The 12,908-nt window shown below is 44.3% G+C and carries 9 protein-coding genes; 1 reads left to right on the top strand and 8 read right to left on the bottom strand.

Annotated features, from left to right (window positions below):
- Positions 1–7: 7 nt before the first annotated feature.
- Positions 8–1,708 (top strand): GGDEF domain-containing response regulator, encoded by a 1,701-nt coding sequence (locus EBI00_RS08745; RefSeq protein ID WP_123095553.1) that lies wholly within the window; start codon positions 8–10, stop codon positions 1,706–1,708.
- Between the two features lie 75 nt (positions 1,709–1,783).
- On the opposite strand, the gene EBI00_RS08740 is transcribed toward EBI00_RS08745, so the two are convergent.
- The 8 genes from EBI00_RS08740 to EBI00_RS08705 all read right to left on the bottom strand — a co-directional run bounded on the left by EBI00_RS08740 (position 1,784) and on the right by EBI00_RS08705 (position 12,902).
- Positions 1,784–2,254, bottom strand: a complete 471-nt coding sequence (locus EBI00_RS08740) for a polyribonucleotide nucleotidyltransferase (protein ID WP_123095552.1) — start codon at positions 2,252–2,254, stop codon at positions 1,784–1,786.
- Positions 2,255–2,364: 110 nt separating this feature from the next.
- Positions 2,365–3,579 (bottom strand): L-2-hydroxyglutarate oxidase, encoded by a 1,215-nt coding sequence (gene lhgO, locus EBI00_RS08735; RefSeq protein WP_421930366.1) that lies wholly within the window; start codon positions 3,577–3,579, stop codon positions 2,365–2,367.
- Between the two features lie 166 nt (positions 3,580–3,745).
- A complete protein-coding gene (gene sucD, locus EBI00_RS08730) occupies positions 3,746–4,618 on the bottom strand; it encodes a succinate--CoA ligase subunit alpha (RefSeq protein WP_123095550.1) in 873 nt (290 codons plus the stop codon).
- 2 nt (positions 4,619–4,620) lie between these two features.
- Positions 4,621–5,787: an ADP-forming succinate--CoA ligase subunit beta gene (sucC, locus tag EBI00_RS08725; RefSeq protein ID WP_123095549.1), complete on the bottom strand. Its 1,167-nt coding sequence runs from the start codon at positions 5,785–5,787 to the stop codon at positions 4,621–4,623.
- A gap of 90 nt (positions 5,788–5,877) precedes the next feature.
- Positions 5,878–7,317 carry a dihydrolipoyl dehydrogenase gene (lpdA, locus tag EBI00_RS08720; RefSeq protein ID WP_123095548.1) on the bottom strand — a complete coding sequence of 480 codons (1,440 nt, stop codon included), beginning with the start codon at positions 7,315–7,317 and terminating at the stop codon, positions 5,878–5,880.
- 86 nt (positions 7,318–7,403) lie between these two features.
- Entirely contained in the window at positions 7,404–8,945 is a 1,542-nt protein-coding gene (gene odhB / locus EBI00_RS08715) for a 2-oxoglutarate dehydrogenase complex dihydrolipoyllysine-residue succinyltransferase (RefSeq protein ID WP_123095547.1), read from the bottom strand.
- Positions 8,946–8,978: 33 nt separating this feature from the next.
- Entirely contained in the window at positions 8,979–11,816 is a 2,838-nt protein-coding gene (locus EBI00_RS08710) for a 2-oxoglutarate dehydrogenase E1 component (RefSeq protein WP_123095546.1), read from the bottom strand.
- Between the two features lie 381 nt (positions 11,817–12,197).
- The gene (locus EBI00_RS08705) at positions 12,198–12,902 is read right to left on the bottom strand and encodes a succinate dehydrogenase iron-sulfur subunit (RefSeq protein WP_123095545.1); all 705 of its coding nucleotides are present in this window, start codon (positions 12,900–12,902) and stop codon (positions 12,198–12,200) included.
- Between the last annotated feature and the right edge of the window lie 6 nt (positions 12,903–12,908).

Raw genomic sequence — 12,908 nt, 5'->3', positions numbered from 1 at the left:
CAAAACAATGCTGTGTTCAGAAGCGCAAAAAAATACTATTTTAAAATTGTTGATTGTCGATGACGACGACGTTGACCGTGAACGCCTACGCCGAATGCTATTAAAATCGGACATAGAGACTGACATTTCAGAAGCGTCTAGTGTAGAGGACTCTATGATGTTTCTTGAAGATGATGAGTTTGATTGTGTCATTGTTGACTATCGCTTGGGACTACAGTCTGGCTTATCTCTGCTCAATTCAATCCGTACTATTTTGGACAAACGCTGCGCTGTGATCATGGTCACCGGACTCGGAGATGAAGAGGTGGCGGCCGAAGCGATGCGACTTGGCGCAAGCGATTACTTATTAAAAAATCAGTTACAATCTTCGCAACTATTGCGCGCCATTATTAGCTCTATCCAACGTGCTGAACTCGAGAAAAAGCTCCATAACATGGCGCACTACGACAACTTAACTGGGCTTGCCAGCCGTCCATTACTGCACGAAAAGTTACAACACGTCATCACGAGTCAAGAGTCCGCTGCGGTTGCCTTTCTCGACTTGGATAATTTTAAACCGATTAATGACCACTATGGCCATGGTGCTGGCGATTATGTTTTGTTTACGATTGCGAATCGACTTAACGACGCTTTACGAAAGAACGACACGCTAGCCAGAATAGGCGGCGATGAATTTGTTTTGCTGTTGCGTGATATGACAGAGGAGCAAGAGTGTGATCGCTTTCTTGAGAGGCTCATTGCTGTGATTAATGCACCTATTGAATTAGTTGATTTTGACTGTCATGTTAAAGTGTCTGTTAGTATAGGTATTGCGATGGTGACAAGCGACAGCATTGACGCCGACACTATTCTCCGCCGAGCCGATCAAACCATGTATCGAGCAAAGCATAAGGGAAATAACAACATTTTGTTTTTTGACCCAGAGGAAGAAGTTCGCCAGCTTGCCCGCAAAGCACTACTGCAAGCAGCAGAAAAAGGTATCCAACAAGGTGAATTTGAACTCTACTATCAGCCTCAGATGAGTCTGCAAGAAGATAAAGTGGTTGGTGTTGAAGCCCTACTAAGATGGAACCATCCGATTCTTGGTCATATTCTTCCCACCCTATTTTTAGAAGCATTAGAACACCCAAGTGTGGGACTTGTCATTGGCGAATGGGTTATTGAAGAAGCCATTCAACAAGCCAAATTATGGCGACATACGGTCGGAATCAGCGTGAACGTCTCCAGCGCTCAATTTTTTGCACCGGATTTCATTACAAAACTAGCTCTATGTTTGGAGAAGAATAACGATTTTCTCCCAGCCTTACTGACGATAGAAATATCCGAAAATATCCTTCTCAAAAATCTACAACAAGCAATAAAAGTGGCTGAATCTTGTCGCCGACTTGGTGTTTCTATTGCGATTGATAATTTTGGTGCAGACTATGCTTCTTTGGTATGTATTCAAGACGTGCCAATCAACAAGTTAAAAGTCGACAAAAAATTAATTCAACACCTTCCCACCAGCCATAAAGATAAGCTCCTCTCTTCTCATTTAACGACGTTAAGTAAGGCACTAAAAATTCAGCTCATCGCCGAAGCCGTGGAAACAAACGAGCAAAGACTGGCGCTTCTCAAAGCTGGCTATCTCTTTGGGCAAGGGTACCATTTTGTTCAACCTATGAATGCGGATAAAGTCACAGTGTGGATTCAATCTCGCTCCCCATAACAGCCTCCCCCGTAACCTTCGCTGATACAATAAGTGTCTGCCACATAGAAAAAGCTATACCAGAACTCTGTAATTTTACTGCACTCGCGCAAAAGCCACGCGTTCAGTGGATAAATCCATGGCCATTTTTAGCGACTGAGTCGATGACATTTCAACCACATTAAGCAGATCCGTATACACATCCTGAGGAAGGTTAATATCATTACGTTGTGCTATGACCTTTTTGAATGTTTCAACATCAATGGTTTCTGGTGTATTTTTTATCGTTTTCAGCTCATCCTCGGTTAGGTTTGCTAGACCACCTCCAGGCAGATAAATCGCGCCTGTCATAAAATCTACCCCAAACGCAACTACACCAGGAACGAAAAAAAACAACAGTCCAACCGCATTTAAAGCCGCTACACCCACGTCTATCTGACCGTTCGTTTGACCTCTGCGCTCGGGGTAAAGTAATGTACCGCAAGCAGTTAACTGAGTGAGAAGCAAAAGGCCGACTACGCCTTTCAACAAACGATTCGAACAACGACGCTTACTAGATATTGTCATACTGATTCCTTATAAATGATTGCCTGTACCCCACTCTACCCCTACGATAGCCAAGGCGCAAACTAAGCTCGTATTTTTCAACGAAGGCTTGAGATCTGCGCTCTTAGTTTCTAGACAGACACCATTTGCTTATCCAATTTATTGATGATGTACTCACCTATTGGAAAGGCACTGGTCGCCGCAGGCGATGGTGCATTACAGACATGCAGGGTTCTTGCGCTCTGTGCAAACAAGAAATCATGCACAAGACTGCCGTCGTTCATCACCGCTTGAGCTCGAATTCCCGCCGGGTACGCTTGTAAATCGTCTAATTCAACAAGGTCACAATACTTTCTCACCTGTGCTAAATAGCCTGGTTTATGCCAAGAGTTTTTTGTTTCAACTAAGCCAGTACACCAATGGTTTTTTAGTAATTTCCAGAACCCTGGGAAACGAACCATATCCCAAATATCACGCAAATCGATATTAATGCGACCGTAGCCCTCGCGCTTCCAACCTTGCACTGCATTAGGACCAACAGTGACTGAACCATCAATCATACGAGTAAGATGAACCCCTAAAAAGGGCAGGTCAGGGTCAGGAATAGGGTAAATAAGGTGATTGACCAATGTATTGTGCTTTGCTGGCAATTGGTAATATTCGCCACGAAAAGGAATAATCTGAAAGTCGGTGGGAATATCCAACATTTTGGTCAAGCGATCGGCCATCAAACCGCCACAAGTTATTAAGTATGAGGTGTTTATTAAATCATTATTTAGAGTAACAGCCACTCTCTCGTGGCTTTCTTCTAAATCCACAACAGAACTATCAAGACGAAGTTCACCACCTGCTTTGACAAAAAGCTCAGCCAGTTTTTCACAGATGTGTCGATAATTCACTATGCCAGTCGAAGGCACAAACAAAGCACCAACGCCTTTTACGTTAGGCTCTCGCTCTTTTAACTCGTCCTGGTCAAGCTGTATGACTTCTAGACCATTTTCTTCACAACGCTTAAAAAGGGCCTGCATGCGTTCTTTTTCAAGATCATTGGTCGCGATAAGCAACTTTCCACACTGATCAAAATCAATCTGATGTTCTGTACAAAAAGCCTTTGTCGCTGCAGCACCTTGTTGACAAAAGTCGGCTTTCAAACTGCCAGGCGCATAATATACTCCTGCGTGAATCACCCCAGAATTATGGCCAGTTTGATGTATACCCACTTTCGATTCTTTTTCCACCAATAGTATGCGGCGGTTTGGGTAGCGTTGAACCAGTTGCCAAGCGGTAGATAAACCAACGATTCCCGCGCCCACTACCGTAATATCGTAACAAGATTCACGTGACACTATATTCACCTCTTCTTTTTATTATGACGCCTATTATTTGTATAGAACACCGTAAAGTATTTACTAATGTAACATTAGAGTGGCGATAAGCAGCTAAAAAAAATCCCTGCTAGTAGCAGGGATTTTATCATCAATTGCGCTTTTTAAAGCACCAAAGATTATAGGATTACCAACCAGTAATTTCTTTCAGTCCAGCGCCGATATCGGCCAAAGAACGTACTGTTTTCACACCAGCATCTTCAAGGGCAGCAAACTTCTCATCAGCTGTACCTTTACCACCAGAAATGATCGCGCCAGCATGACCCATGCGCTTACCAGCAGGAGCAGTAACGCCCGCAATGTAAGAAACAACAGGCTTAGTCACGTTTGCTTTGATATAAGCAGCCGCTTCTTCTTCTGCCGTACCACCGATTTCACCGATCATCACAATCGCTTCAGTCTGTGGGTCGTTTTGGAACATTTCCAATACGTCGATGAAGTTAGTACCTGGGATTGGGTCACCACCAATGCCTACGCAAGTAGATTGACCGAAGCCAGCATCTGTAGTTTGCTTAACCGCTTCATAAGTCAAAGTACCAGAACGAGACACGATACCAACTTTACCTGGCATGTGAATATGGCCAGGCATGATACCAATCTTACACTCACCAGGAGTGATAACACCTGGGCAGTTAGGACCAATCAAACGTACGCCTAGGCTATCGCAGGCTACTTTACAATCAAGCATGTCTAATGTTGGAACGCCTTCTGTGATACAAACAATCAGTTTGATACCCGCATTAGCCGCTTCAAGGATAGAGTCTTTAACGAAAGGCGCTGGAACGTAGATAACAGAAGCTTCTGCACCTGTTTGTTCAACCGCTTCTTTCACTGTGTTAAACACTGGCAGGCCAAGGTGAGTTTGACCACCTTTACCAGGTGTTACACCACCGACCATTTTCGTTCCGTAAGCAATGGCTTGCTCAGAATGGAACGTACCTTGTCCACCAGTGAAGCCCTGACAGATTACTTTAGTATCTTTATTAATTAAAACAGACATTATTATTTGCCCTCCGCAGCTTTAACAACTTGTTCAGCCGCGTCTTTTAGACTGGTTGCAGCGATGATGTCTAGACCAGAATTTGCAAGCACTTCACGGCCTTTCTCTGCGTTTGTACCTTCAAGACGAACAACAACAGGCACGTTCACGCCTACTTGTTCAACGGCACCGATAATACCTTCAGCGATCATATCGCAACGAACGATACCACCGAAAATGTTAACCAATACCGCTTTAACATTGCTGTCAGAAAGGATAATTTTGAACGCCTCAGCAACACGCTCTTTCGTCGCACCGCCACCTACGTCAAGGAAGTTAGCTGGCTTGCCACCATGTAGGTTTACAATATCCATCGTACCCATTGCAAGGCCGGCACCATTAACCATGCAACCAACGTTTCCGTCTAGTGCAACATAGTTAAGTTCCCACTGTGCTGCATGGGCTTCACGCTCATCTTCTTGAGATGGATCATGGAACTCTTGCATTTTCTTTTGACGGTAAACAGCGTTGCTGTCGATACCGATTTTGCCATCTAGACAATGAAGGTTACCTTCGTCAGTGATAACAAGAGGGTTGATTTCAAGCAAGGCGAAATCGTAGTCGTGGAACATCTGAGACAAACCAAGGAATACTTTAGTGAATTGCTTGATTTGAGTTGGGTTAAGACCCAATTTAAACGCTAATTCACGAGCTTGGTAAGGTTGTGCACCCACTAAAGGATCGATGATCGCTTTATGGATAAGCTCAGGTGTCTCTTCTGCTACTTTCTCGATTTCAACACCGCCCTCTGTCGACGCCATGAAAACAACGCGACGAGTAGAACGGTCAACAACCGCACCAAGATACAATTCATTAGCAATGTCAGTGCAAGATTCAACTAGGATCTTAGCAACTGGCTGACCTTTTTCGTCAGTTTGGTAAGTTACCAAGTTTTTACCTAACCAATGCTCTGTAAAAGCAGCGACTTCTTCATAAGAATCAACAAGCTTTACACCGCCTGCTTTACCGCGTCCACCAGCGTGAACCTGAGCTTTAACCACCCACTTGTCACCACCAATTTTCTTCGCTGCTTCCACCGCCGCTTCTGGCGATTCTACTGCGTACCCTGTCGATACTGGCAGGCCGTATTCAGCAAAAAGCTGCTTGGCCTGATATTCATGTAGGTTCATGTGATTCTTCCGCTCATCTGAATGATTAACATAAGCTCTGTCGGTTAAGACAGAAATTACCGGCTTTTTAGCCGGCAAATCTAATTTTTATTAACGTTTTTTACGGTTAGCAATGTGGATAGCATGGCCATCGACAGCAAGTGCTGCTTCATGAACAGCTTCACTGACCGTTGGGTGGGCAAACACTGTCAATGCAATATCTTCCGCAGTGGAACCAAACTCCATTGCAATCACTGCTTGAGCAATCAAATCAGCCGCATGGCTACCAATGATGTGGCAACCCAGTATGCGATCTGTTTCCTCACAAGCTATCATTTTAACAAAACCATCTGTTTCGTTTGCTGCCATAGCACGACCAGACGCGGCAAATGGGAATTTACCTACTTTGTATTTAACGCCTTCTGCTTTCAGTTCTTGCTCATTTTTACCTACCCAAGCAAGTTCAGGGTGAGTATAAATGACGGAAGGAATACAGTCGTAATTCATTTGCGCTTTGTGGCCTGCAATGATGTCTGCAACCATAACGCCTTCTTCGGATGCTTTGTGTGCAAGCATAGGACCGCGCACTATGTCACCGATTGCATAAACGCCTGGTACAGAAGTACGGCACTGCTCGTCAACAAATACAAATCCACGCTCATCAAGCTTAACCCCTGAATCTTCAGAGAAACAACCTTGAGTAAATGGCTTACGACCAACGGCAACAATCAGCTTATCAAACGTCTGCTTCTGCTCTTCACCTGTGGCGCTTAGGTAAGTCACTTCAACTTCGTCGCCTTTTACTTCACTACCGGTTACTCGAGCACCAAGACGAATGTCTAAATGTTGCTTTTTAAAGATTTTAGCCGCTTCTTTGGCCATATCTTGATCGCAAAGACTTAGGAAAGAGTCTTGTGCTTCAAGAACAACCACTTCAGAACCAAGACGCGCCCAGACAGAACCTAACTCTAGCCCAATAACGCCAGCACCGATTACACCAAGACGCTTAGGAACAGCTGTAAAATCAAGCGCACCCTGGTTATCAACGATGATGTCACCAGTACGAGGTGCAGGTGGGATATCAATTGGAACAGAACCTGTCGCTAAGATAACATTGTCGGCTTCAAGAACAGACACTGTGCCATCGTGTGCAGTAAATTCAACTTTCTTGTTCGCTAAGATTTTACCAAAACCTTCAAAGCTGGTGACACCATTGGCTTTGAACAGTCCTGTAATACCACTTGTTAGCTGATCAACAATCTTGTCTTTGCGGTTAACCATCGCGACAACGTCCATCGCTACATCACCAACGGTAATGCCATGGATACCGTATGCTTCTTTTGCATCGTGATATTTATGAGAGGAATCAAGCAAGGCTTTAGAAGGAATACAGCCAACATTTAAACAAGTTCCACCTAAACGTGGCTTGTTTTCTTTGTCTAACCATTTTTCGATACAAGCTGTTTTAAGGCCTAATTGAGCAGCGCGAATTGCAGCGACGTAACCGCCAGGGCCGCCACCGATTACAACAACATCAAATTTATCAGACATAAGAGGTCCTATTTTTCATTCAAACTAAACGGAGCATAAAAGCTCCGTCGAGTATTTAATTCACACAATTGAATTGTAGCAAATACTTAAACTTCAAGTAAAAGGCGTGCTGGATCTTCAAGCAGCTCTTTAATCGTTACCAAGAATTGTACGGCTTCTTTACCGTCAATCATACGGTGATCGTAAGAAAGCGCCAAGTACATCATTGGTTGAATAACAACTTGACCATTAACCGCCATTGGACGGTCTTGGATTTTATGCATACCCAAAATAGCAGTTTGAGGCGGGTTAATAATAGGTGTCGACATCAAAGAGCCGAAAGTACCACCATTAGTAATGGTAAAAGTACCGCCTTGCATATCGTCCATACCAAGCTTACCGTCACGTCCGCGAAGTGCGAAATCCATGATAGTTGACTCGATATCCGCAAGGCCCATAGCTTCTGTATTACGTAATACAGGAACCATCAAACCACGATCCGTAGAAACAGCCACACCAATATCTTGGTAACCATGGTACACCATGTCATTACCATCGATAGAAGCATTTACTGCTGGGAAACGCTTCAACGCTTCTGTCGCTGCTTTTACAAAGAAAGACATGAAACCAAGTTTAGTACCGTTGTGTGTCTTGGCAAACAAATCTTTGTATTTAGCACGCAATTCCATCACAGGGCCCATGTTGACTTCGTTGTAAGTCGTTAGCATGGCTGCAGTTTGTTGAGCTTCAACAAGGCGTTTAGCGATAGTGGCACGCAGACGCGTCATGGGAACACGTTTTTCAATACGGCCATCTGCACCTAAGGCTGGAGAAGCCGCTGGTACGGGTTTCTTAGCAGCAGGAGCTACTGGAGCAGAAGCCGGTTTCGCCGCCGATGCAGAAGCTTTTGCTGTAACCGCTGCTTCAACATCTTCTTTTGTTATGCGACCACCTTTGCCTGTGCCTTTTACTTGAGTAGCAGTCATGCCAGCTTCAGCAAGCGCTTTACGTGCCGCTGGGCCCGCTACACCATCTTCGTCACCATCGGACGTTGATTCGTTCGACGCAGAAGCCTGAGCCACACTATCTGTTGAAGTGCTCGTTCCACCAACAATAAAATTAGCCAGCACTTCGTCGCTCAATACAGTATCACCCTCTGCTTTGATGATGTCTGCAATAACACCATCGGCAGGCGCAACCACTTCTAACACCACTTTATCGGTTTCAATATCAACAATGTGCTCATCGCGGCTACATGCTTCACCAGGCTGCTTATGCCAAGCAGCAACAGTACCGTCAGCAACAGATTCAGGAAAAGATGGTGCTTTAATTTGCACTCTTTCTTTTTCAGAAGAAGCAGCGGACGCAGCAGCAGGTGCTTTTTTCTCAGCAGGCGCAGCAGTTGCCGTTGCACCAGATTCAAAAATTGCTAGGACTTCATCACTTAACACGATGTCACCCTCACCTTTAAGGATTTCTTTCAGTACGCCGTCAGCGGGAGCAACCACTTCTAGAACAACTTTGTCTGTTTCAATGTCAACAATATGCTCGTCTCGAGCACAAGACTCGCCAGGCTGTTTGTGCCAAGTTGCTACGGTACCGTCAGCGACAGACTCAGGAAAACTCGGTGCTTTAATTTCAATACTCATTTTATACCCTTATCTCTTTGATAGGCTACTGAACTAACCAACTAACGCGTCGTTGACCAGTGCTTCTTGTTCTTCAACATGGATAGACATGTAACCAGCCGCTGGTGCGGCAGACGAAATACGCCCTGCAAAGCGTATTTTCAACTCTGGATACAATTTTTCCAATACTCGATTCATGCGGTGACGATTGGCATGCCAAGCACCTTGGTTCTTAGGCTCTTCTTGACACCAAACCAAACTCTCAACATTCTTGTACTGCTCCAACTCTGACTCAAGGTCAGCGTATGGGAACGGATACAATTGCTCTAAGCGAATCACTGCGACGTCGTCTTTTGCCAATTCTTCACGACGGTTAATAAGATCGTAGTACACTTTGCCACTGCAAAGAATAATACGTTTAACCTTTGACGCTTCAATGGCTTCAGAAGACTCAGGCAACACTGTCTTAAAGCTGCCGTTTGCTAACTCTTCCAAAGTAGACGTGGCTTGTTTATGACGCAGCAAACTCTTAGGCGACATAATGATCAGCGGACGACGCATTGGTCGAATAGCTTGGCGACGAATAATGTGGAAAATTTGCGAAGGCGTTGTCGGCACACAAACCTGAATATTGTACTCTGCACAAAGCTGTAAGAAACGTTCTAATCTTGCAGAAGAGTGCTCTGGTCCTTGTCCTTCATAGCCATGTGGTAACAGCATAGTCAGACCACACAAGCGACCCCATTTGTGCTCACCACTGGTAATAAACTGGTCGATCACAACTTGGGCACCATTGGCGAAATCACCAAACTGTGCTTCCCAAATAACCAAACCTTTTGGTGAAGTACTGGCATAACCATACTCAAAAGCTAATACTGCTTCTTCAGACAGGTATGAGTCATACAAATCCATCTGAGGTTGGTTTTCAGATAAGTGTTTTAAAGGTATATAGGTACTGCCATCTTTTTGGCTGTGAATCACAGCATGACGATGAGAAAAAGTACCGCGACCTGAATCCTGTCCAGTGATACGAATAGGATAATCTTGCTCAAGCAATGTAGCAAAAGCCAATATTTCCGCATAACCCCAATTTAATGGCAAGGCACCGGCTGTCATCTTGTCACGGTCTTGATATATCTTTTGCACTTGGCGCTGTACAACAATCCCGTCAGGAATATGTGTCAGCTTTTTCGCCACTTCTTGTAATTTAGCTAATGGGTAGCCGGTGTCGCCTGGGTCTGTCCACTCAACACCTAGATAAGGCTTCCAGTCAACAAAAGAACCTGCCTGCGACTCCAAAACAAGACTTTTTGCTACGTGGCGAGCATTATCAAGATCTTCTCTGTTTTCAACGACCATTTTATCTGACTGTTCTTGTGAAACAACAGATTCGCTCACCAAACGCTCAGAGTACAAAGTACGTGTCGTTTTCAACTTATTGATGATGCTGTACATGAGCGGTTGAGTCCCTGAAGGCTCATCCGTTTCATTGTGACCACGACGGCGGTAACAAACCATGTCAATCACAACATCTCGACCAAACTCGTAGCGATAATCCAAGGCAAGCTGTGTGACAAAAAGCACCGCTTCTGGATCATCTCCGTTTACGTGAAAGATAGGTGCTTGAATAATTTTTGCCACATCCGTTGCGTATTCGGTCGAACGCGAATCTTCTTGACGGTTTGTTGTAAAGCCCACTTGGTTATTGATAACAATATGAACCGTACCACCGGTACGGTAAGCGCGAGTCTGAGACATCTGAAATGTCTCCATGACCACGCCTTGGCCCGCAAACGCAGCATCACCGTGTATCGAGATTGGGACAACTGTTTTACCCGTGCTATCATTTCGACGATCTTGACGAGCTCGTACAGAACCCTCAACAACAGGAGAAACGATTTCTAAGTGCGAGGGGTTAAAAGACAAAGCAATGTGTACTTCGCCACCCGCTGTCATCACATTTGAAGAAAAGCCTTGGTGATACTTAACGTCGCCAGATGTATTAACGAGCTTTTTACCCTCAAACTCATCAAACAAATCTTTTGGATTTTTACCTAACGTATTAACCAAAACGTTTAGACGACCACGGTGAGCCATGCCGATCACAACTTCTTTCGCACCAAGTGCACCAGAACGCTGAATCAGTTCATTAACCATGGGAATTAGACTTTCGCCACCTTCAAGACCAAAACGCTTCGCACCTGGATAACGGCTAGCTAGGTATTTCTCTAAACCCTCTGCGGCGGTTAATCGCTCTAGTAAGGCTTCGCGAGTTTCTTGGGAATATTCTGGGTGGGAACGAACTGATTCAACACGCTGTTGAAGCCACGCTTTTTCTTGCGTATCAACAATGTGCATAAACTCGTAACCTATGCTTCCGCAGTAGGTTTTTTCAAGCTCGGATATGATCTCACTTAATTTTAACGACTCTTTGTTAAAAAACAGTGAACCCACATTAAATTCTGTGTCTAAATCAGCACCAGTTAATTGATGATAACCAATATCCAAATCCGCCACTTTCTCACGCTTCTGTAAACCCAAAGGGTCTAATGAAGCATGCTGATGACCGCGAACTCGGTATGCATTAATCAACTGCAATACATTAATCTGTTTTTGCTCATGATCAGAACTTGCTACCGACTTTGTTGATACCGGCATAGAACGGAATTTGTTCTTACCAATCTGTAGAAACTGCTCTTGAATCACTGAGTGAGGTAGATCAGTCGACTGCGCCTCACTCACACGAGGCAACTGATCAAAACATTTACGCCACTCTTCCGACACCGAATTCGGATCGACGAGGTAGCTTTCAAACAAGCCTTCAACATATTCCAGGTTACCACCTGAAAAATGTGAGGTGCTCCACAGCAACTCCATTAAACTTTCGTGCATTCTCGATCACCCTTATGTTCGAGCCAGCTACCGGGGTCCCGGTATCTGCCTATTATAATTTAGGCAGATCATTTTATCAGGCCCGTAAGGCTATTAAAGCCTCGGTTTTTTTGTTTATTTCCAGCTACTTCCGCTCTTAAACGTTTAATACTAAGCCGTTGCAGAACCTTTATTATGAAATAAAGACCCTTGAAATCCATAAACACTTAGGCAATGGCTTTTCTTTGTGCATCCTTGCTCGCTAAGATCGAACTTTTAAAATTCTTTTTGTCGCTTATTCTAACAAGAATATGCAAAAACGGCGGCATTGAAATAAGATTCAAGCCGCCTACTTTATGGTGGTCATAATTTAACAGCACCTAGGACCACACAAAGTTTTGATCAAGTCGCTCTTTGCAAAAGCATAGTACGAATATTACCAATTGCTTTGGTTGGGTTTAACCCCTTAGGGCAAACGTTTACGCAATTCATAATACCATGACAACGGAAAACACTAAACGGATCATCTAAATCACTTAAGCGCTCTTGTGTTGCCGTGTCTCGGCTGTCTGCCAAGAAACGATAGGCTTGCAGCAAACCTGAAGGCCCGATGAACTTATCTGGATTCCACCAAAAAGATGGACATGCAGTTGAACAGCAAGCACACAAAATACACTCATATAGACCATCAAGCTTTTCACGCTCTTCTGGGCTTTGCAAACGTTCAATAGCTGGCGCTGGCGTATCATTAAGCAAGTACGGACGGATTTTCTCATACTGCTTGTAGAACTGACCCATATCTACAACAAGGTCGCGAACAACCGGCAATCCAGGTAAAGGGCGAAGTATTAGCTTACCATTTTTAGCCGCTTCAGACACAGTCGTGATGCAAGCTAGGCCATTTTTTCCTGACATATTCATACCATCAGAACCGCAAACACCTTCACGGCATGATCGACGGTAAGAAATACTTGGATCTTGAGCCTTAAGCAGATTCAAAACATCAAGTACCATCAAGTCTTTACCTGCTGGCAACTCGATTTCATAATCCTGCATGTAAGGAGCGTCGTCTTTCTCAGGATTGTAGCGATAAATACTAACTAACATTGACAT

Origin of the sequence: Marinomonas hwangdonensis (assembly GCF_003721245.1) — a bacterium.
Lineage (GTDB): Bacteria > Pseudomonadota > Gammaproteobacteria > Pseudomonadales > Marinomonadaceae > Marinomonas > Marinomonas hwangdonensis.
The sequence above is the reverse complement of the archived record's forward strand: the minus strand, read 5'-3'. Positions and strand labels throughout refer to the sequence as shown.

Excerpts from the sequence above, each read along its gene's own strand:
- EBI00_RS08745 (WP_123095553.1), top strand. The coding sequence starts at position 8 with ATGCTGTGTTCAGAAGCGCAAAAAAATACTATTTTAAAATTGTTGATT.
- EBI00_RS08740 (WP_123095552.1), bottom strand. The coding sequence starts at position 2,254 with ATGACAATATCTAGTAAGCGTCGTTGTTCGAATCGTTTGTTGAAAGGC.
- sucD (WP_123095550.1), bottom strand. The coding sequence starts at position 4,618 with ATGTCTGTTTTAATTAATAAAGATACTAAAGTAATCTGTCAGGGCTTC.
- sucC (WP_123095549.1), bottom strand. The coding sequence starts at position 5,787 with ATGAACCTACATGAATATCAGGCCAAGCAGCTTTTTGCTGAATACGGC.
- lpdA (WP_123095548.1), bottom strand. The coding sequence starts at position 7,317 with ATGTCTGATAAATTTGATGTTGTTGTAATCGGTGGCGGCCCTGGCGGT.
- odhB (WP_123095547.1), bottom strand. The coding sequence starts at position 8,945 with ATGAGTATTGAAATTAAAGCACCGAGTTTTCCTGAGTCTGTCGCTGAC.
- EBI00_RS08710 (WP_123095546.1), bottom strand. The coding sequence starts at position 11,816 with ATGCACGAAAGTTTAATGGAGTTGCTGTGGAGCACCTCACATTTTTCA.
- EBI00_RS08705 (WP_123095545.1), bottom strand. The coding sequence starts at position 12,902 with ATGTTAGTTAGTATTTATCGCTACAATCCTGAGAAAGACGACGCTCCT.